This window comes from Streptomyces sp. NPDC002790, from assembly GCF_040295505.1.
In the GTDB taxonomy this organism is placed as follows: Bacteria; Actinomycetota; Actinomycetes; order Streptomycetales; family Streptomycetaceae; genus Streptomyces.
This window is the reverse complement of record NZ_JBEOVM010000049.1, coordinates 25,032-45,876: the sequence shown is the minus strand read 5'-3', so window position 1 is coordinate 45,876 and position 20,845 is coordinate 25,032. Positions and strand designations below refer to the sequence as shown.

13 protein-coding genes and 2 pseudogenes are annotated in these 20,845 nt (G+C 70.8%); 8 read left to right on the top strand and 7 right to left on the bottom strand.

Annotated elements, in window-relative coordinates:
* Window positions 1-153 precede the first annotated feature (153 nt).
* Together kdgD and ABT004_RS21795 are read right to left on the bottom strand one after the other, a co-directional pair.
* Window positions 154-1,089 (bottom strand): 5-dehydro-4-deoxyglucarate dehydratase, encoded by a 936-nt coding sequence (gene kdgD / locus ABT004_RS21800; RefSeq protein WP_351339354.1) that lies wholly within the window; start codon window positions 1,087-1,089, stop codon window positions 154-156.
* Between the two features lie 206 nt (window positions 1,090-1,295).
* Window positions 1,296-2,474: an L-talarate/galactarate dehydratase gene (locus ABT004_RS21795; protein WP_451190318.1), complete on the bottom strand. Its 1,179-nt coding sequence runs from the start codon at window positions 2,472-2,474 to the stop codon at window positions 1,296-1,298.
* Window positions 2,475-2,583: 109 nt separating this feature from the next.
* Here ABT004_RS21795 and ABT004_RS21790 point away from each other — a divergent pair, with 109 nt between their 5' ends.
* Window positions 2,584-3,459, top strand: coding sequence for a LysR substrate-binding domain-containing protein (locus ABT004_RS21790; protein WP_351339349.1), 876 nt, complete (start codon window positions 2,584-2,586; stop codon window positions 3,457-3,459).
* Window positions 3,460-3,629: 170 nt separating this feature from the next.
* Window positions 3,630-4,052, top strand: a complete 423-nt coding sequence (locus ABT004_RS21785; RefSeq protein ID WP_351339347.1) for a PPOX class F420-dependent oxidoreductase — start codon at window positions 3,630-3,632, stop codon at window positions 4,050-4,052.
* 34 nt (window positions 4,053-4,086) lie between these two features.
* On the opposite strand, the gene lplAB is transcribed toward ABT004_RS21785, so the two are convergent.
* Window positions 4,087-5,142 (bottom strand): lipoate-protein ligase LplAB, encoded by a 1,056-nt coding sequence (gene lplAB / locus ABT004_RS21780; protein WP_351339345.1) that lies wholly within the window; start codon window positions 5,140-5,142, stop codon window positions 4,087-4,089.
* Between the two features lie 209 nt (window positions 5,143-5,351).
* Here lplAB and ABT004_RS21775 point away from each other — a divergent pair, with 209 nt between their 5' ends.
* The 3 genes and pseudogenes from ABT004_RS21775 to ABT004_RS36415 form a co-directional block, all read left to right on the top strand.
* On the top strand, window positions 5,352-6,152 hold the full coding sequence (locus tag ABT004_RS21775; RefSeq protein ID WP_351339343.1) for an SDR family NAD(P)-dependent oxidoreductase: 801 nt from the start codon (window positions 5,352-5,354) through the stop codon (window positions 6,150-6,152).
* A gap of 133 nt (window positions 6,153-6,285) precedes the next feature.
* Window positions 6,286-9,420: a glycoside hydrolase family 2 TIM barrel-domain containing protein gene (locus ABT004_RS21770; RefSeq protein WP_351339340.1), complete on the top strand. Its 3,135-nt coding sequence runs from the start codon at window positions 6,286-6,288 to the stop codon at window positions 9,418-9,420.
* 85 nt (window positions 9,421-9,505) lie between these two features.
* Window positions 9,506-10,843: pseudogene (locus ABT004_RS36415) on the top strand (fibronectin type III-like domain-contianing protein); the annotation flags it as partial.
* A gap of 73 nt (window positions 10,844-10,916) precedes the next feature.
* On the opposite strand, the gene ABT004_RS21755 reads toward ABT004_RS36415, so the two are convergent.
* Window positions 10,917-13,082 (bottom strand): DEAD/DEAH box helicase, encoded by a 2,166-nt coding sequence (locus ABT004_RS21755; protein WP_351339333.1) that lies wholly within the window; start codon window positions 13,080-13,082, stop codon window positions 10,917-10,919.
* Window positions 13,083-13,495: 413 nt separating this feature from the next.
* On the opposite strand from ABT004_RS21755, the pseudogene ABT004_RS21750 reads away from it, so the two are divergent.
* Window positions 13,496-14,794 (top strand): annotated as a pseudogene (locus ABT004_RS21750) (pectinesterase family protein); the annotation flags it as partial.
* Between the two features lie 35 nt (window positions 14,795-14,829).
* On the opposite strand, the gene ABT004_RS21745 reads toward ABT004_RS21750, so the two are convergent.
* Window positions 14,830-16,656: an AMP-dependent synthetase/ligase gene (locus ABT004_RS21745; RefSeq protein ID WP_451190360.1), complete on the bottom strand. Its 1,827-nt coding sequence runs from the start codon at window positions 16,654-16,656 to the stop codon at window positions 14,830-14,832.
* Window positions 16,657-16,869: 213 nt separating this feature from the next.
* Here ABT004_RS21745 and ABT004_RS21740 point away from each other — a divergent pair, with 213 nt between their 5' ends.
* The gene (locus tag ABT004_RS21740) at window positions 16,870-17,382 is read left to right on the top strand and encodes a hypothetical protein (RefSeq protein WP_351339331.1); all 513 of its coding nucleotides are present in this window, start codon (window positions 16,870-16,872) and stop codon (window positions 17,380-17,382) included.
* Window positions 17,383-17,409: 27 nt separating this feature from the next.
* On the opposite strand, the gene ABT004_RS21735 is transcribed toward ABT004_RS21740, so the two are convergent.
* Together ABT004_RS21735 and ABT004_RS21730 are read right to left on the bottom strand one after the other, a co-directional pair.
* Window positions 17,410-18,876 (bottom strand): MFS transporter, encoded by a 1,467-nt coding sequence (locus ABT004_RS21735; protein ID WP_351339328.1) that lies wholly within the window; start codon window positions 18,874-18,876, stop codon window positions 17,410-17,412.
* Window positions 18,877-18,964: 88 nt separating this feature from the next.
* A complete protein-coding gene (locus ABT004_RS21730; RefSeq protein WP_351339325.1) occupies window positions 18,965-20,173 on the bottom strand; it encodes an epoxide hydrolase family protein in 1,209 nt (402 codons plus the stop codon).
* An 82-nt stretch (window positions 20,174-20,255) separates the two neighbouring features.
* Here ABT004_RS21730 and ABT004_RS21725 point away from each other — a divergent pair, with 82 nt between their 5' ends.
* Window positions 20,256-20,834, top strand: a complete 579-nt coding sequence (locus tag ABT004_RS21725; RefSeq protein ID WP_351339322.1) for a CGNR zinc finger domain-containing protein — start codon at window positions 20,256-20,258, stop codon at window positions 20,832-20,834.
* Window positions 20,835-20,845: the final 11 nt, after the last annotated feature.

Below are 20,845 nucleotides of genomic sequence, written 5' to 3'. Positions count from 1 at the left end.
TGGGGGGGCGGTCGGCGCGGCGCGCCCGCCCCCCCCCCCCCCCGGCCGCAACACCGGCGCCGCTGCCGCCGCCCCGGGGGCTCTGCCCCGGACCCCGCTGCTCAAGCGCCGCAGGGGCTTGAATGGCTCAAGTGCCGCGGGGGCTTGAATGGCTCAAGCGCCGTGGGGGCTTGAGGTGACCGTGGCGAGCAGTGTCGTCAGCTCCGCGAGTTCGGGCTCGGTGAGGTCCGTGAGTGGGGGGCGGACCGGGCCCGCCGGGTGGCCGGTCGCTGTCATGCCCGCCTTGACGATGCTGACCGCGTAACCCGCCTTGCGGTTGCGGATCTCCGTGTAGGGGATCACGAAATCGCGCAGATGCCCCAGGACCGTGGCGTGGTCGCGGCCGCGGATCGCCGCGTAGAAGTCCAGCGCGAACTCCGGCAGGAAGTTGAAGATCGCCGACGAGTAGGTGGTGACGCCGAGTTCGAGGTACGGCAGCGCGTACATTTCGGCGGTGGGCAGGCCGCCGATGTAGGTGAGGCGGTCGCCGAGCTTCGTGTAGATGCGGGTCATGGCGTCGATGTCGCCGACGCCGTCCTTGTAGCCGATCAGGTTCGGGCAGGACTCGGCGACGCGGGCCAGGGTGTCCGCGTCGTACTGGGCGTTGGCCCGGCCGTAGACGATGACACCGAGGTTCGTGGCCGCGCAGACCGCCTCGACGTGCGCGACGAGACCGTCCTGTGAGGCCTCCGTCAGGTACGGCGGGAAGAGCAACAGGCCGTCGGCGCCTGCGCGTTCGGCCGCCTGCGCGTACTCGATGGCGGTGCGCGTGCCGTACCCGGCGGGGGCGAGGATCGGGGTGCCGTCGGGCGCCGCCTGCACGGCCGCGGTCACCACCTGCTCCGTCTCCGCGGCGGTCAGCGAGAAGAACTCGCCGGTGCCGCCCGCGGCGAACAGCCCGCCGACCTCGTACTTCGACAGGCGCTCGATGTTGGTGCGGTAGGCGGCCTCGTCGAACGCGAGGTCATCGGCCGTGAAGTGGGTGACCGGGAAGGAGAGCAGGCCCGATCCGATGCGGGCGCCGAGCTCTGACGGGGTGAAGGGCGACATGGCTGGGGCTACTCCTGCTAGGTGGTGGAGGGCGGTGAAGAGGGGGTGTGAGTGCGACATTACGAGGCGTCACTCATGCGCGTCCAACACTGTTTTTGCATCCAGTGATACCTAGTGGGTATGGAGTGGTGATCCGGACATGACTCTGGCGCGGACCCCGCGCTGTCCGTCAGCGGGGCCCGCGCCAGAGAGAGTGGGGAGAAACCCTAGGGGCGTGCGCCCACTTCGTGCGTCGCGACCGTCCAGGCGCGAGCCTGTTCGGTCAGGGTGATGCCGAGGCCCGGTCGGGAGGAGACGTGCATGCGGCCGTCGCGGGTCTCCAGGCGCTCGTTGAACAGTGGTTCCAGCCAGTCGAAGTGCTCCACCCACGGCTCGATCGGGTAGGCCGCCGCGAGGTGGAGGTGGATCTCCATCGCGAAGTGCGGGGCGAGTTGCAGGTTGTGGTGCTCGGCGAGGGTGGCCAGCTTGAGGAACTGGGTGATGCCGCCGATGCGCGGGGCGTCGGGCTGGATGATGTCGCAGGCGTTCGCCTTGATCAGCTCGACGTGTTCGGCGACGGAGGCGAGCATCTCGCCGGTGGCGACGGGGGTGTCGAGGGAGGCGGCGAGCGCGGCGTGGCCCTGCGCGTCGTAGGCGTCGAGCGGCTCCTCGATCCAGACGAGGTCGAACTCCTCCATGGCCCGGCCCATGCGCTGCGCGGTCGGCCGGTCCCACTGCTGGTTGGCGTCGACCATCAACGGCACGTCGTCGCCGATGTGTTCGCGTACGGCGGTCAGGCGGGCGAGGTCCGCCTTGCGGTCCGGGTTGCCGACCTTGATCTTGATGCCGCCGATGCCGCTGGCCAGGGAGGCGGTGGCGTTGTCGAGGACCTGCTCGGTCGGCGTGTGCAGGAAGCCGCCGGAGGTGTTGTAGGTCTGCACCGAATCGCGGTGGGCGCCGAGCAGCTTGGCCAGCGGCAGGTTCGCGCGCTTGGCCTTGAGGTCCCACAGGGCGATGTCGAGCGCGGCGATGGCCTGCGTGGCGACGCCGCTACGGCCGACGGAGGCGCCGGCCCACACCAGCTTCGTCCAGAGGCGGCCGATGTCGCTGGGGTCCTCGCCGATCAGGTTGTCGGCGATCTCCTTGGCGTGTGCGAACTGGGCGGGGCCGCCGGCGCGCTTGGAGTAGCCGAATCCGATGCCGGAGTGGCCCCCGGTGGTCTCGATCTCCGCGAACAGGAAGGCGACCTCGGTCATCGGCTTCTGCCGGCCGGTGAGCACCTTGGCGTCACTGATCGGCGTCGCGAGGGGCAGTGTGACGGAGGAGAGCTTGATCCAGGCGATGGTGTCGAGGGTCGCCTCGCCCTGGCGGGAGGCGGCTGAACTGGCTGTGGACGTGCTGGTCACCACTGCGAATCCCTGGGGGTGTGAGCCGTTGGTTCCTCTTGACGCTAAGGTCGGCGATTAATCCACGTCAAACATAGTTTTTGGATGATCCAATACCTGGAGGGCATCGTTGTTCACGCTTGCGCAGCTGTCGAGCTTCGTGGCCGTCGCCGAGGAACTGCACTTCACGCGGGCCGCCGAACGGCTGCGGATGACACAGCCCCCGCTCAGCCGGCAGATCCAGCTCCTCGAGCACGAGCTGGACGTGCAGCTCCTCGACCGCACCAACCGCACCGTCCGGCTCACTCCGGCGGGCCGTGCCTTCCTCAACGAGGCGCGCACGATCCTGCGGCAGGCCGAGGCGGCGACGCTCGCCGCGAGGCAGGTGTCGACGGGTGAGGCGGGGGCGATCGCCGTCGGGTTCACCGCGGCGAGTGCGTACTCCGCGCTCGGGCCGTTGCTGGACGTGGCGCGGTCCTCCATGCCCGGGACGGAGATCGTGCTGCGGGAGAAGGTGACACGGGACCAGCTCGAGGCGCTCACCGAGGGGTCGCTCGACCTCGGCATGATCCGCCCCTCCAGTACGGGCGCCGACCTGGAGACCCGGTCGACCAGCCGCGAGGGGCTGCTCGCCGCGGTGCCGAGTGGGCATCCGCTGGCGGAAGGTGAAGGGCCGCTGCCGATGGGCGAGTTCGACGACCAGGACGTTCTCATGTACTCGCCGATCGAGGCGCGCTACTTCCACGAGCTGCTGGTCAGCATCTTCCGTGAGGCGCGTGTGCGGCCGCGGTTCACGCAGTACCTCAGTCAGGTGCACAGTCTGCTTGCCATGGTTCATGCCGGGTGGGGAATCGCCTTCGTGCCCGAGTCGGCGGCGCAGATGCGGTTTCCCGGGATCGCGTTCCGGCCGCTGGAACTTTCGGATGCGACGCCTGTCGAGTTGCACCTGGTGTGGCGCAAGGCGAATGACAATCCGGCGTTGGCGGCGCTTCTGCGGTTGCTGTAGACCGGACCTGTTGCGCTCGACCGCGCTCCCCCCCCCCCGGTCACGGGGCTCCGCCCCGGGCCCCGCGCCTCAAACGCCGGCGGGGCTGGAAAGGCCTACTCAATCGCCGCAGGGGCTTGATGTGGCCCACTAAGGTCGAGCGCGTACACCCCGACGTAACAGGAGGAACCGTGTCCAAGCCACCGCTGTCCGCCGAAGCCGTCGCCATGCTCGAGCGGGCGAACCCGGCCACCGTCGCCACACTCCGCTCGGACGGCGCGCCCGTCTCCGCGGCGACCTGGTACCTCTGGGAGGACGGTCGCGTGCTGCTCAACATGGACGAGGGGCGGGTCCGCCTCGGGCACCTGCGCCGTGACCCGCGGGTCACCCTCACCGTCCTCGACAAGGACAGTTGGTACACCCACATCACCCTCATCGGCCGGGCCGTCGAGATCCGCGAGGACAAGGGTCTCGCCGACATCGACCGGATCTCGACCCATTACGCGGGCGGCCCCTACCCGGAGCGGGACCGCGCCCGGTTCACGGCGGTCATGGAGGTCGAGCGTTGGCACGGGTGGGGCGAATTCCGCGACAGTGACCAGGCCACCGTCTAGCGACCGGGCCACTGTCCGAACGGCCGCCGGAGGTCTACGGGACCCGCGCCGTCCACTCGTCCGTGCCGAACTTGGTGCGGACGAGGTCCTGGGCGCGGGCCAGTTCCTCGTCGGTCACCTTGCCGTCGGTCAGCCCGTACCGGCTCCGGAACGAGTCGATCATGCGGGAGATGACGTCCTCGCGGGGCAGGCCGGTCTGGCGGCGCAGCGGGTCGACGCGCTTCTTGGCGCTCTTCGTGCCCTTGTCGGACAGCTTCTCCTTGCCGATGCGCAGCACGTCGACCATCTTGTCGGCGTCGATGTCGTACGACATCGTCACGTGGTGCAGCACCGCGCCCTGCCCGGCCGCGACCCGCTTCTGCGCGGCGCCCGCGACCTTGCCGACGTCCGTGGCGATGTCGTTGAGCGGCTGGTACCAGGCCTTGATGCCCATGTCGGCGAGTGCGCCGAGCACCCAGTCGTCGAGGTAGGCGTAGGAGTCCTGGAAGGAGAGTCCTGAGACCAGTGACTCCGGCACCGCGAGGGAGTACGTGATCGTGGACTTCGGCTCCGCGAACATCGCGCCGCCGCCCGAGACCCGGCGGACCACCGTCACCCCGTGGCGTGCGACGCCCTCCTGGTCCACCTCGTTGCGCAGCGACTGGAAGCTGCCGATGATCACGGCGGGGCGGTCCCACTCCCACACCCGCAGTGTCGGCGGGCGCTTGCCGAGTGCGACCTGCTCCACCATCACCTCGTCGAGCGCCATGTGCAGGACGGGGGACTGGGGCGCGTCGTGGACGAGCTGCCAGTCGTAGTCCCGCCAGTCCGTGGCCTGGGCGAGCGCGCGGCGCACCGCCGTGGCGACACCCTCCGTGGTGAGGCCGAGCATCACCGTGCCGGCCGGCAGCGCCGCGTCGATCCGCGTGGCCAGGGCGGCGGTGTCGGCGTCGGCCGGGGCGCCTTCGAGTGCGGCGTTGATCGCGAGGAGCGCGTCGTCCGGTTCGAGGAAGAAGTCGCCCGCCACCCGGACCTGGCGCAGCACGCCGTCCGCCACGTCCACGTCGACGACGACGAGCTTGCCGCCAGGGATCTTGTACTCGCCGTGCACGGTGTGCCGCCTTCCACCAGGTTGTCCGTCTTCGCGGACAACGCTAACCGGAGTCCGGACATTCCGGGGCACGGGTACGGGCACGGGCAGCCGCCGTGCGGCCCCCGCCAGTATTGACACTTCGTCAGAACTCCCGCATCGTCACCCCGCGCATGGCGCTCCCGCGCCCGGCGCGCGCCCACCGGACCGGCTGACGGAGGAGCTCGCCCATGGACCTCGACGACACCCCCGTCCCCGACTATGCCGCCCTGCACCGCGTCGACGGCCGCACCTTCGTCCTGCTCGGCGCGGGCAACGGCATCGGACGGCAGACCGCCCACGCGCTCACCTCCGCGGGCGCGCGCGTGCTGTGCGTGGACGTCGACAAGGGGCGGGCGGAGGCGGTCGCGGAGCAGGTCGGTGGCGTCCCGTATACGGCGGACGTGACGCGGCGGCAGGATGTGGAGGGCCTTTTCGCTTACGCGCAAGGGGAGTTGGGCCCGGTCGGCGGCGTCGTCGACATCGTCGGCATGGCCCGCTACGAGGCCCTGGACGCGCTCGACGACGACGCGTGGCAGTGGCACTTCGACCTGGTCCTGCGGCACGCCTGGCTCGCCGTTCAGTACGGGGGAGCGGCGGTGGCGGCGGCGGGCGGCGGGCCGCTGGTGTTCGTGGCGTCCGTGTCCGGGCTCACGGCGGCGCCGCTGCACGGCGCGTACGGGGCCGCCAAGGCGGGCCTGATGTCCCTGGTGCGCACGGCCGCCGTCGAGTACGGGCCGCGCGGGGTGCGGGTCAACGCGGTGGCGCCCGGCGTCGTGTGGACGCCGCGCGTCGCGGGCCTGCTCGGTGAGGAGGGCCGCGCGGCCAACGCGGCGAACGCCCCGCTCGGCCGCGTCGCCCAGCCCGCCGACATCGCCGCCGCTCTCCTCTTCCTGGCCTCACCGCTCGCGGCGTACGTGACCGGTCAGACGCTCGTCGTGGACGGTGGCACGGGGGTGAAGTTCCCGTATCCGACGATCGGCGACACGTGAGGCGCGTCGCCAACCTTGGTCGCCAACCAGCTTGTTCTGTAAGAGCCTTGACTAATCCCCACACGACTCCACAAGAATCTGTTGACTCACGTTCGCTTGTGGCGAGTCATGTTGGCTTCGAGGGGATTTCCGCATGTCTGTTAGTCGTAGATCCGTCAGCCGTAGATCCGTCCTGGCCGCGAGTGCGGCCGCGCCCGTCGTGGGGGCGCTCGTCGCGCCCCCGGCCCGCGCCGCCGAGGGCCGCGCCGGGAGCGTCGGCCGCCACACCGTGGAGCTCGCCGACGGCTGGCGCTTCGCGCTGGTCAGCCCGGACGGCATCACCGACCCGACCGGCGCGTACGCCGACGCCGAGCGCCCCGACTATGACGACGGGAAGTGGCGGAAGGTCGCGGTCCCGCACGACTGGTCCATCGAGCAGACCCCCACGGTTGAGCACAACACGACGAGCGGCACGGGCTTCCTGCCCGGCGGGCTCGGCTGGTACCGCAAGACGTTCACGGTGCCGAAGGCGTACGCGGGCAAGCGGATCTCCGTCGAGTTCGACGGCGTCTACATGGACTCCCGCGTGTACGTGAACGGGAAGTCCGTCGGCAGCCACCCCTACGGCTACACCGGGTTCGCCCACGACATCACCGACCTGCTGCACATCGACGGCGCCACCCCCAACCTGCTCGCCGTGCTGGTCCGCAACCGGGTGCCCAGCAGCCGCTGGTACTCGGGCAGCGGCATCTACCGCAGGGCCCGGCTCGTCGTCACCGAGCCGGTGCACGTGCAGCGGTGGGGCACGTTCGTCACCACGCCCGATCTCGCGGACACCCTGAAGAAGGGCTACGCGACCGTCGACGTGCGTACGACCGTCGCCAACACCTCCGGCGCCGTGCGCGACGTGACGGTCCTCTCCACGGTCCGCGACGCGAAGGGCCGCCGCGTGGCGCGCACCGAGTCGCCCCTCGCGGGAGTCGGCAAGGACGGCAAGACGGATCACGTCCAACTCCGCATCGACAAACCGGAGTTGTGGTCCATCGAGACTCCGGGGAACCGCTACACGCTCGTCACCGACCTGCGTGTCGACGGCCGCACCGTCGACACCTACCGCACCCGCTTCGGCCTGCGGCACGCCACCTTCGACCCCGAGGATGGTCTCTCGCTCAACGGCACGCACACGAAGATCAAGGGCGTCGACCTGCACCACGACCTCGGCGCGCTCGGCGCCGCCGTACAACCCGACGCCGTACGCCGCCAGTTGACCATCATGAAGTCCATGGGCGTCAACGCGCTGCGCACCTCGCACAATCCGCCCGCGCCCGAGGTCATCGAGGCCTGCGAGGACCTCGGTCTGATCATGCTGGTCGAGGCCTTCGACTGCTGGCGCACCGGCAAGAACACCTACGACTACGGGCGCTTCTTCGACGAGCACTCCGACGCCGACATCGCCGAGATGGTGCGTGCCGCGCGCAACTCCCCGGCCGTCCTCATGTGGTCCATCGGCAACGAGATCCCCGACTCCACCCAGACGCAGGGCATCGCCATCGCGGAGCGCCTCATCGCCGACGTCAAGGAACTCGACGGCACACGCCCGATCGTCATCGGCTCCGACAAGTACCGCTCGCTGCCCGCCGCCGGCTCACCCGCCGACAAGATCGTCGCGGGGCTCGACGGGCTCGGCCTCAACTACAACACCGCGGCCTCCGTCGACGCGCTGCACAAGCGCTACCCGCACCTGTTCCTCTTCGAGTCCGAGTCCTCGTCCGAGACATCGAGCCGCGGTACGTACCAGGAGCCGCAGCACCTCAATACCGGCGAGAACCACACACCGGGCAAGCGTGCCACCTCCTCGTACGACAACAACCTCGCCTCCTGGACCATGAGTGGCGAGTACGGCTTGAAGAAGGACCGTGACCGGCGGTTCTTCGCCGGCGAATTCCTGTGGTCGGGCATCGACTACATCGGCGAACCCACCCCGTACGACGTGTTCCCGGTGAAGGCCTCGTTCTTCGGCGCGGTCGACACGGCCGGGTTCCCGAAGGACATGTACCACCTCTTCCGCAGCCAGTGGGCCGACGAGCCGATGGTGCATCTGCTGCCGATGGACTGGACGACGTACGAGGACGGGCAGGAGGTGGAGGTGTGGGCGTACGCGAACGTGGCGGAGGTCGAGCTGTACCTCAACGGGCGTTCCCTGGGCGTGCGTTCCTTCGACCAGAAGAAGACCGTCGACGGGCGTCCGTATCTGGAGACCACGGAGGCCACCCATGATGACAAGACCGTCACCTCCGGTCCCTACCCCGGTAGTTACACCTCGCCGAACGGCAGCGCGGGCAAGCTGCACCTGACGTGGAAGGTGCCCTTCGCGGCCGGTGAGCTGAAGGCGGTCGCGCGGCGTGGCGGGAAGACGGTGGCGACGGATGTGCTCCGGACGGCGGGCGCGCCGCATGCCGTGCGGCTGACGGCGGACCGGAAGGCGGTCGCGGCGGACGGGCGGGCCCTCGCCTTCGTCACGGCGGAGGTCGTCGACGCGAAGGGGATCGTCGTCCCCGATGCCGCGCGGATCGTCGAATTCGACGTGAAGGGTGGGCACTTGGCGGGTGTCGACAACGGGCAGCAGGAGTCCGCGGAGCGTTACCAGGCAAGTACGCGCACCACGTTCCACGGGCTCGCGCTCGCGATCGTGCGTGCCGGGGTCGAGCCCGGCGGCCTCACCGTCACGGCGCGTGCGGATGGGCTGCGGACGGGGAGGGTGACGCTGCGTGTCGCCGGTCCGGCGGGGGAGCGGGTCACTCCGGCCGAGCCCTTCGTGCCCGACCCGGGGCCGGGGGCCGTCAAGTACCCGCGGGCCGACGCGAGTTACTCGGGCGGCACGAAGACGCTGCCCGCTGCGATGCTCGATGGTGACCCGGGTACCCAGTGGTCCAATGCGTTCGACAAGGCGGCCACCGCGTTGCTGCCCGCGTTCAACGGGGCGCGTCCTGAGGACTGGGTTTCGGTGGAGTGGGCGGAGGAGCGGTGGGTGGGGCGTGTTGAGGTCGGCTTCACGGTTGACGGTACGCATTCCTTGCCGGGGGCGGTTGAGGTGGCGGTGGGGGACGGTGAGGCGTACGTCGTGGTGGAGGATGTTGATGTCGACTGGGGTGGAGGGTCCGGTGATCCCACGGTCATTACGTTCGACGCGGTGCGGGGGAGGGCGTTGCGGTTGCGGCTGACCAGTCGGGGGGCGGGGGAGGTGAGTGGGGCCGTCGGTATCAGTGCGCTTGACGTGGCGGAGTCGTGATGCCTAGGCCGGAGCCGGGCCAACTGCCGGTGCTCTGCCCCGGACCCCGCTGCTCAAGCGCCGCAGGGGCTTAAAAGCCCCGCTCGGGCCGCGCGAGCTGGCGGACGTGATCCTGCCGTCGTTCGAGATGGTGCTGCGCGAGGGCGGCGCCCGCTCCGTGATGGCCGCGTACAACGACATCGACGGCCTGCCCGCCCACGCACACACCGGACTCCTCACTCAACTCCTGCGCGACACTTGGAAGTTCAACGGCACGCTCGTCTCCGGCTACTTCGGCATCGCGTTCCTGGAGTCCGCGCACCGGGTCGCCGCCTCCGACGCGGAGGCGGGCAGGATCGCGCTCGCGGCGGGTGAGGGTGAGGGTGGGGGCGGGGAACTCCCGGAGGAACACCTCGACCGGGCGGCGCTGCGCGTCCTCACGCAGAAGTGCGAACTGGAGCTGCTCGACCCGGACGACGGGCCGGAATCCTCGGCCGGGCCGGTCGACCTGAACCCGCCCCACATGCGGGAGTTGGCGGCCAAGGCCGCGCAGGAGTCCGTGGTCCTCCTCGCCAACGACGCGGGCCTGCTGCCGCTCCCGGATGCGCACGGCCTGCGCATCGCCCTCTCCCGACTTTTGCGCAGGCGCTGCGAGCGGAGCTGCCGGGCGCCGAGTTCGTGGCCGACCCCGCGCGCCGACGTCTGCCTGGCCGTGGTGGGGGACCATTCCGGCCCGTTCGGACGCGGCTCATCGGGCGAGGGCTGCGACGCCGAAGGCCTGTAACTGCCGTACGGGCAAGGAGTGTTGCTTGACGAGGCGCTCGCCTCTGGGGCGCCGACCGTCATCGTCGTCCTCAGCGGGCGGCCGTACGCGCTCGGCCGCTGGGCGGACCGGGCGGACGCCGTCGTCCAGGCGTTCTCCCCCGGCGGCCGGCCCGCCGCGTACCTCGCCCCACCGCTCGGACGGCACGGCGGGCCCAGCAATATCGACCCCACCGCGCTCTACCCGTTCGGCCACGGTCTCTCGTACACGACGTTCGCCTGGGACGACCCGCAGTGCGAGGCCCCGGAGTTCGGTACCGACGGCGAGGTGGCGCTGAAGTTCACCGTGCGCAACACGGGCGAGCGGCCCGGCACCGAGGTCGTCCAGCTCTACCTGCACGACCCGGTCGGCACCGTCGCCCGCCCCGAGGACCGGCTCGTCGGCTACGCCCGCGTCCCCCTCGACCCCGGCGCCTCGGCCGAGGTCCACGCGACGTTCCCGGCCGACCTCGCCGCGTACACCGGCGCCGACGGCCGCCGCGTCGTCGAACCCGGCGCCCTCGAGCTCCGCGTCGCCGCCTCCAGCGAACACGTCCACCACACGGTGCCGCTCACCCTGACCGGGCCGGTGCGCGAGGTGGGCCACGACCGCCGGATGCGCTGTGAGCTGCGCGTCAAGTGAGACACCGGCACAAGCCGGCGTACGACGCGCTCCGCAAGGCCCTGACTCACTGACCGACTGACGGGTTCACGGATCAGTCCTCGGCCGCCACGCCGAGGCGCGCCTGCTCCTCCTCGACGATCCGGCGCGCGATCTCCGCGTCGGACACGTCGACGGCGTCCGGCGTCGCCTCGGCCATCGAGCTGCGCCGGGCGTACGCGTCGAACAACCGGGACTTGTTGGCGAGTATCTTCACCAGGCGCTCGTCGACGCCGCCGGTGGCCAGGAGACGGTGCACCCGCACCGATCTGACCTGGCCCATGCGGTGCGCCCGCGCCACGGCCTGGTGCTCGAGGGTCGGCTTGATCTGCGGCTCGCACAGGATCACCACCGAGGCGGCCTGGATGTTGAGCCCCACGCCACCGGCCTGGATCTGCGACACGAGGACGGCGGGCCCGGCCGTGTCCGTGAACGCGTCGACGAGCAGTTGTCTGCGCGCGGGCGGCACGCTGCCGGTGAGCGGGCCGAACACCGGGCCGCCGACAGGTGGTTCGGTGTCGAGGGCGTCCCGGACCGCGCCGAGCACGTCGCGGAAGTTGGAGAACACGACGACCTTCAGCCCGGCCTCGGCGGCGTCCAGGACCAGCTCGCGCAGCCGCTCCAGCTTGGCCGACTCCGCGGGGCGTGCGTACGCCGCCCGGCGCATGGCCATGAAGTTGCCGGACGCGACCGCCTCCCGGTAGGCGGCCCCGTCCGCCTCGCTCAACTCCTCCCACTCGTCGGTGTGCTGGAGGCTCGGCAGTTCGGCCAGGACGTCGTCCTGGTTGCGCCGCAGATAGACCGGGGCGACCGCCGTGCGGAAGGCGACGGACCCGGCGAGGCCGTCCTCCTCGTCGAGCCGGTCCGCGAGCGCGGGATCCAGCACACGCACGAGGTTGCGGAACTCGCCGACGCGGTTCTCCATCGGGGTGCCGGTCATGAACAGGACCCGCTCGCAGTGCTCCGCCCACTCCGCCACCGCCTGCGAGCGCAGCGTCTCCGGGTTCTTCACCGCGTGCGCCTCGTCGACGACGAGCATCCCCACCTCGCCGCCACCGGGCGCCGGCAGGCCGCGCAGCGCGTCGTACGTCGTGACGGCGACACCGCCCCGGCCCTTCCAGTCCGCGAAGGCCTCGCCCCGATCCGCTCCGTGCACCGGCAGGACGCGCAGCGCGCTGCGGGCCTCGATCTCCCGCGTCCAGTTCACGAGGACGCTCGCCGGGCAGACGACCATGAAGTGGCTCTGCCCCTCGGCCGCCAGGTGGGTCAGCGCGGCGAGCGCCTGGACGGTCTTGCCGAGTCCCATCTCGTCGCCGAGCAGGGCGCGGCGCCGCGCGAGCGCGAAGCGGGCCCCGAACGCCTGGTAGCCGCGCAGCGACACCCGGAGCCGCGACTCGTCGAGCTGCTGTGTGCGCACCTGCTCGGCGATGTCGGCGGGCAGGAAGCCCTCGGCGGCGTCCTTGTCGGGCGACAGACCGGAGATCTCGCCGAGCGCGCTGTAGTACTCGGCGGAGCGCACCTCGAAGTCGACCCACGCCGCCACGTCCGTCCCGGGCCCGCGCAGCAGGTCGACCGAGGCCTGCGCGAGCAGCGGCCCGGTGCCCGCCCGCTCGGCGTCGGCGACGAGGGCCCGCACCTGCTCGGCGGCTTCGACGGCGCGGGTCCGCCGGGCCCGGCCGGTGAACAGGAGCCGCAGCCGCCCCGCCGCGGGCCGCGCCTCATCCAGGAGCGGTCCGAGCCGGCGGGCGATGCCGGTCGCGGCGTCCACGGCGTGCCGCGCGTCGGGGCCCGCCTCCACCAGTACGTGCAACGCCGTGACCAGCGCGGTCGTCCGGGGCTCCGGCTCGTCCACGTCGAGCGGCACCGCCGCCGTCTGCCGCACGCGGTCGGCGAGCCGGCCCGCGGCGGCCAGCAGTTGCGATGCGGTCTGCGGGCCCACGCCGTGGATCTGGGTGAGCCGCCCGGGGCCCGCGTCAAGGACCTGCCGGACCGTGCGCAGGCCGTCCCGTTCCACGAGCCCGACACGGACTCGTCCGTCGGTGGCCTCCTGGAGCCGGGCGACGGGCATGGTGTCGAGGACGCGGGACACCGACTCGTCGAGCAGCGGAGCGAGTGCGTCCCGCACGGTCTGGACGGCCCGCTGGTGGTCGTCCAGCAGTGCGCGTACGGCTGCGTGGAGGCGTACGCCCTCGGCGATGGCCTCCCGCTCGCTGCGTCCCATCGGGCCCCATCCTCTTCTTGGCGCGTACGGCCGCGCCAGTTGCGTCATCTTCCCATCGGGGTGTGACAGCGGGCTGGGGGCCTGCGGGTCACACGGCGTTGCGGTCCTGGGGCTCCACCCCAGACCCCGCTGCTCAATCGCCGCAGGGGCTTGATGTGCCCGACCCCGAGGGGGTCGGCAACCTTCCCCGTCCCCGCGGCAGCCCCACTGCGGCACGTGTTCCCCCACCACCCACGGAGTGCAAGCCCATGAGAGGCAGCCGCAGCAAGTCCCGTCACCGCAGACGCCGGACCGTACTTCTCGCGGGAGCGCCGTTCGTGGTCGTCGCCGCGGTCGTCCTCGCCTACGGCGGTGGGGTCTTCGGTGGTGGCGGCGGGGGCACGGCCTCCGCCGCGACGGCCGCCGCGTGGGCCGACGACGCCGCACACGCGCACCTCTACAACAACTACCTCCAGGACGACCCGGACACCAACATCACGTCCTCGTACGGGAACTACTCGCGCGGCAAGACGAAGATGGTCCTGGAGAACAGCTACTTCCAGGGAGTGAACAACCCCGTCATCAAGGACGACACCACCACCCTCGTGCAACGCGGCAGCGTCTTCTCCGGCACCAGCGGGCGCAACGAGAGCGGCGGCAGCGCCTTCACGCCCTCCGACTTCTACGACTACACGCTCGACAAGGCGGCGGACGTGCCGGGTCTGCTCAAGTCCGGGGTGGGGCCCAGGAGTTCGATGGGCGCGACGAGTACGACGGCGAGGGTCACCGCCGCGACGACCCTCACCGTCGCCGCCGACGGCAGCGCCCAGTACAAGACCGTGCAGGCCGCCGTCGACGCCGTGCCCGCGAACAACACCGCGCGCGTGGACATCAAGGTCGCGCCCGGCACGTATCGCGGGACCGTCACCGTCCCGGCGAACAAGCCGCACGTGACGATCATCGGCACCGGTTCGAGCCGGACATCCACCGTCCTCGTCGAGGGGCACGCCGCCGGGTCGAAGAAGCCGGACGGAGCGACGTACGGCACCTCGGGCAGCGCCACCGTCACCGTCCTCGCCGCCGACACCCAACTGCGCAACCTGAGCGTCAGCAACGACTACGACGAGAGCAAGGACACCTCCATCGCCGCGCAGGCGGTCGCGCTGCGCACCAGCGCCGACAAGGTGTTCCTCGACTCGGTCAGCACCAGCGGCGACCAGGACACGCTGCTGCTCGACGGCGCGGGCAAGCGCGTCTACATGAAGAACTCGTACGTCGTCGGCAACGTCGACTTCATCTTCGGTGGCGCCACCGCCGTGATCGACCAGTCCGTGATCACCCTGAAGAAGCGGTGGGACGGCACGTCGGCCGGGTACGTCATGGCGCCGAGCACCGCGGGCGGCAAGAAGGGCCTGCTCGTCAACCGGACCACCATCAGCGGCGACGTCTCCGCCGACAGCTTCCACCTCGGCCGCAACTGGCACGCGGGCGGCGACGCCTCCCTCGACCCGCAGGCCACCGTCCGCAACTCCACGCTGGGCGCCGCGATCAAGACGAAGCCGTGGACCGACATGGGCGGCTTCTCGTGGAAGGACGACCGGTTCGCCGAGTACAAGAACAGCGGCGCCCGGGCCGGTTCGGCGAGCGCCGACCGGCCACAGCTGAGCGACACCCAGGCCGCGGAGCAGGAGGTCGCGGACTGGCTGGGTGACTGGACGCCCACGGCCTCCTGAAGGACTGACGGACTGACGGATGCTGTGCGCGGCGCTCATCGCGTCGCGTACAGCTCCTCGATGACCTCCGCGTACGCGTCGATGACCGCAGTCCTGCGCACCTTCAGGGACGGGGTGAGCAGGCCCTGAACGGCGCCGAACTCGTGCGGCAGGATGCGGAAGGCGCGGATCGACTCGGCGCGCGAGACACGGGAGTTGGCACGTGACACCGCGCGCTGTATGTGGCCGTTCAGCTGCTCGTCGAGCACCGCCTCCTCGGGCGCGCTGGGGACTCGCCCCTTGAGCGACTGCCAGCTCGCCAGGGACGCCGGATCGAGGGTGATCAGGGCCGTGACGTAGGGGCGGTTGTCGCCGATCACCAGGCAGTCGGAGATCAGCGGGTGGGCGCGCAGCTCCTCCTCCAGGGTCTGCGGGGAGACGCTCTTGCCGCCGCTCGTGATGATGATGTCCTTCTTGCGGCCCGTGATGACGACGTAACCGTCGGGGTCGAGATGGCCGAGGTCACCCGTGGCGAACCAACCGTCGTGCAGCGCCGCCTCGTTGGCCTTGCGGTTGTTGAGGTAGCCCGCGAAGACGACGTCGCCCGCCACCCAGATCTCACCGTCGTCCGCGATGTACACGGCGTTGCCCGGCAGCGGCTTGCCCACCGTGCCGTGCCGCACCGCGCCGAGCGGCTGCACGGTGACCGCGGCCGCCGTCTCCGTGAGGCCGTAGCCGTTGTACACGGTGATGCCGCAGCCCTGGTAGAACAGGCCGAGGTCGCGGGAGAGCGGCGAACCGCCCGACACCGCGTTGCGCACCCGGCCGCCGAGCACCGCCCGCACCTTCGCGTACACGACGCGGTCGTACAGCTTGTGCATGAGCCGCATGCGCGGTCCGGGGCCCGCACCTTCGCCCGCCGTGTGCCGCTGCACCGACGCCGCGTACCGGATCGCGGTGCGCACGGCCCGCTCGAACAGGACGCTGTGGCCGCCGTCCTGGGCGTTGATCCGCGCCGTGGCGAAGACCCGCTCGAAGATGTACGGGACCGCGTACATCAGCGTCGGCCGGAACGCGGCGAGCGCTGGGAGCAGCGCGTGGGGGGAGACGTCGGGCTGGTGGGCGATGTTGATCCCGCCGCGTACCGAACTGACCACCACCATCAGCCCGTAGCAGTGGGCGAGCGGCAAGAAGGCGAGCAGGGACTGCTGTTGGCCCGGTGGTGTGAGGATGCTGCCCCAGCCGGCGAGAAGGTTGTCCGACTCGGAGGCCAGGTTGCTGTGCGTGATGACGCAGCCCTTGGGTCGGCCCGTCGTACCGGACGTGTAGCAGATGACGGCGGTGTCGTGCGGGCGTACCGAGGCGCGCAGTTGGTGCACGTCCTCGTCCCGGACCGAGGCGCCCGCCTCGATGAGCAGGTCGAGGCCGCCCGAGTCCAGCTCCCACAGCCGGGTCAGATCGGTACGCGCCCCGTAGGCCGCCGCCACCGTCATCGCGTTGTGCTCGTTCTCGACGACGACGCCCACGGCGTCGGTGTCGTAGAGGATCCACCGCACCTGCTCCGCCGACGAGGTCGGATACACCGGCACGACCTCGGCGCCCACGGTCCACAGCGCGTACGCGATCAGCGTCCACTCGTAGCGGGTGCGGGACATCACGATCACCCGGTCGCCCATGCCGACGCCGCCGGCGAGGAAACCGCGGGCCACGGCCGTCACTTCGTCGCGGAACCGCGACGTGCTGACCTCCAGCGCCGGGCCGCCGTCCCGGAGCAGCGAGAACTGCAGGCGCCGCGGGTCCTGGAGCGCGGCGCTGTAGACCGAGTCGGCAAGACCACCCGACACCAACGGAGGTGCCAGTCGGGGCGCTGCGAGTTGCCGCATGTGTCCGCTCATCGCTCCCTTTGGTAGGCGATCCGGGTTGACGATTCAACCTGAATGCGTCGGAACGGCAAGCTACATGCAAGGGGAACTTTTCGCCCTGGAGTTGCATAACGAATCGACAGCCACCGTCGGGGCGTGGGTGATCGGCCGCGGCGGCGCTTCCGATACGCTGCTGGCTCTCAATGGCATGTACACCAAAAAGGAGCGATCTCCGTGAAGCCGCGCACGACCCTGGCCGGACTGACGATGGTGCTGGTGGTCGCGCTCGCGGCCTGCGGTGGTGGGACGGAGAAGGCGGCCCCGGTGCACGGCGGTGGCGGAACCGCGGACAGTCAGACGATCAAGCAGCAGGACGACACGGTGACCGGGGTGCGCGACGGGGTGCGGCACGTGCAGCGCCGCACGACCCGCGCCACCCGGGCGCACCTGGTGAAGAAGTGCGGGACGGACACCCGCAAGGTGCGGCACACCAAGCGCAGCCACGGCCGCACCAAGACGTACTACACGACGAAGAAGGTCCGCGACTGCCACAAGGTGCGCAAGGGCACGGAGACGTACACGCGGGTCCTGCGGGCCGAGCGCTGGTGCGTCCGCCTCGACGACGTCAACGGCAAGCGCACCGCCGACGACCGCTGGTACCGCGTCAACTCCACGGTCTACGGCAGGGTGCAGGGGGACGAGGACCGGACGAAGGTCACCATCGACCCGATCCGCGAGGGCTGCTGAGCCCGCGGCGGACCGGGCCGAATCGGGTCAGGTGGCGGCGACCTCCGGGATGCGCTCCTTCACCAGCGCGTAGAGGACGACCGCCACGGCCATCACCCCGGCCGCGGTGAACACGCCCGCGGCCCAGCTGCCCGTCGCGTCGCGCAGCACACCGCTGACGACGGGGCTGGCCACCGCGCCGATCTCCGCGACCAGGTTGAACAGGCCGAACAGCGAACCACGGTCCTTCTCCTCGGCGAGGTCGCCGAGGATGCTGTGCACGATCGGCTGGAGCGCGTTGAAGAACAGGCCCGAGCAGAACAGGATCAGGCCGAGCAGCAGCAGCGAGGGATCGCCGTTCAGGACGCTCGCGCCGAACGCCACCGCGAGCACCGTGTGCACCGCCGCGCAGATCACGGCGAGCGGCTTGCGGCCCTTGCCGGCGCGCACCCGCCGGTCCGCGATCCAGCCGCCGACCGGGAAGCCGATGATGCCGGCGCCCGCGTTGAACGCCGCGGTGAGGGCCGCGGCCCCCAGGCTGCTGTGCGCGGCCTCCGCGACGATCTGCACCGACCAGAACGAGAAGAACCACAGGTTCCACATCACGGCGATGAAGCCGATGTAGATCAACCAGACGTTCCGGTTGAGGAGTTGGGTGCTGCGGCCGGTGCGGACGATGCCGCGGATCACGATCGTCACCATGATGACGAACAGCACGCCGGAGCCGACCGCCGTCAGCCAGTCCGGCCAGCTGAACTCGTCGGCGAGCAGGAACAGACCGAGGATCGCGACCGCCGCGGGGATCGAGTAGGCGATGAGCCGCAGCGCGGGCGGGCCGAGCCGCAGCGGCTTGTCGCCGCGCCCCCGGAAGAACGCCCACGTCGCCGAAGCCACCAGCAGCGACACCACACCGAACACGTACAGCGGCATGCTCCAGGCCCGGCCGCCCATGCCGAGGGTGCCGCCCCAGTCGATGAGGTGCGGGGTGGCGACGATGCCGACGGTCAGGCCGATGGACAGTCCTGACAGGACGACGCCGAGGCCGATGGTGCGGCGGGCCGCGGGCGTGTGATTGATGACCAGGACACGGTCGTTGGAGTAGAAGACACCCTCGCCGAGCCCGGTGAGCACGCGCGCCACGACGAAGCCGATGAGCCCGCCGGTCAGGCCCGACACGAGCGTGAGCAGGCCCGCCCAGAGCAGGGAGACGACGAGCATCTCCCGGTGGCCGTAGCGGTCGCCGAGCCGGCCGCCCGCGTACTGCGTGAGCATGTAGCCGGTGAAGAACATCGAGCCGATGAGCCCGCCCAGCGTCGCCGGGTTGGAGGCGTCACCGATGAAGCCCGCCTTGTTCTCGATCATCCACGCGACGACAGGTCCGGTGACGGTCCGGTCCGCGTAGCTGATCAGCCAACCCGCGAGCAGAAAGCCCCACAGGTGGGTGTAGTGCCCCGAGAAGAGCGCGCGGCCCTTGGCTTCGGTGGTGGTGCGTGGTGGAGCGGCTGAATCCGACATGGGTTCCCCTGGGCGCAGAGCGGCGAGAAAGCGCTTGCTAACCTTGCAGAGGCTTGGTCGCAGGTCAACGGGTAGGCGGGGGCCGTCTTCACCGATGGGCGTCCAGCACGGCCGCGAGGCCTTCCCGCAGGTCCGCGACGAAGTGCTCGGGAACCTCCAACGCCGCGAAGTGTCCCCCGACTTCGGGCTCGCTCCACCGGACGATCCGCCGGTACCGCTCCTGCGCCCAGGGCCGCGGGCACTTCTCGACGTCGCGGGGGTACGCGGTGATGGCCGAGGGGACGTCGACCCGGAGTTCGGGATCGAGCGAGTTGTGGCTTTCGTAGTAGATACGGGCGGCCGAGGCGCCGGTCCGTGTCAGCCAGTACAGGGTGACGTCGTCGAGGATCCGGTCCATGGAAATCGTCTCGAACGGGCTGTCCTCGGTGTCCGTCCAGTCGGCGAACTTGTCGAGAATCCAGGCGAGAAGCCCGACCGGTGAGTCGACGAGGGCGTAGCCGATGGTCTGCGGCCGGGTCGCCTGCTGCTTCGCGTACGCCGCGCGGTGCAGCCAGAAGTCGCGGGTCTCCTCGGCCCACTCGCGCTCGACCGCCGTCAGCCCGTCCGTGGTCAGTCCGGGCGGCCCCTCCGCGAACGTGGTGTGGATGCCGAGCACGTGCGCCGGGAACCTGCCGCCGAGGACCGTGGTGATGTTCCCGCCCCAGTCGCCGCCGTGGGCCAGGAACGTGCCGTAGCCGAGCCTGCCCATCAGCTCCACCCACGTGGCCGCGATCTTCTCGGTGCCCCACCCGGTGGCGGCCGGCTTGTCGCTGTAGCCGAAGCCCGGCAGCGAGGGAACCACGACGTGGAACGCCGGGGCGTCCGCGTCCTTCGGATCCGCCAGCTCGTCCACGACGTCGATGAACCGGGCGACGCTGTCCGGCCAGCCGTGCGTCATGAGCAGCGGGGTGGCGTCCGCGCGCGGGGACCGGCGGTGCAGGAAGTGGATGCCCAGGCCGTCGATGGTCGTACGGAACTGTCCGGCCCGGTTGAGGCGGTCCTCGAACGCCCGCCAGTCGTACCCGGTTCGCCAGTAGTGCACGACGTCCACGAGGTCGGCGAGCGGGACGCCCTGTTCCCAGCGGCGGTGGCCGGTCCCGGCGCCCTGGACCGTCTCGGCCTCCGGCAGCCGAGCCGCCGCCAGTCGTGCGCGCAGATCGTCGAGCTCGGCGTTGCTCGCGTGGGCTTCAAAGGCTTCCACGTGCGCTTGCATGTCCGCTCGTGCGTCTGCTTGTACGTCACTGCTTGGGCGGGGCATGGGACCTCCTGGCCGTCGCGGAACCGTCTAAGACGGTTCTAGCAGTTCTCCGATCCAGGCGGCAACCGCCTAAGGTGGTTCCATGAGTGCTCGGTTCCCCGAATTCCGCCTCGGCAAGGTGCTGGCGACCAGCTTCACGGCGACCCTGACGGAACGTCAGGGCGAGGCTGTGGAGCGGATTCCCGTGCCGCAACGGCTCGTCGACTGGCTGGCGGTGAACGGTCTTGCCGTGGATTCCTGCTCCCTTGCCCAGTTCGACCTCGCCCGGGAGCTGAGGGAGGCGATCCACGCCGCCGCGACGGCGGCCGCGCTCCAGGACGCCCTCCCCGCGGCTGCTGTCCAGGTCATCAACGAGCGCAGCGTTCAGGGCCGGGCCGCGGCCGTCCTGACGCCCGAGGGTGAGCGGCGGTGGCGGCTCGGCCCGGATGTCGGCGTGGAGGACGCGCTCAGCGTGATCGCCGCCGACGCGATCGGCATCGTCGCGGGCGAGCGGGACGGACGGCTGGCCCTGTGTGCGTCACCCACCTGTCAGGCCGCCTTCTTCGACACCAGTCAGAGCCGGACCCGCAGGTGGTGCGACATGAACACGTGCGGGAACCGCCAGAAGAAGGCGCGCTTCCAGGCGGGCCGGCGCAAGAACCCGGGGGTGGCGGAGGGGTAGCCCCCGCCGAC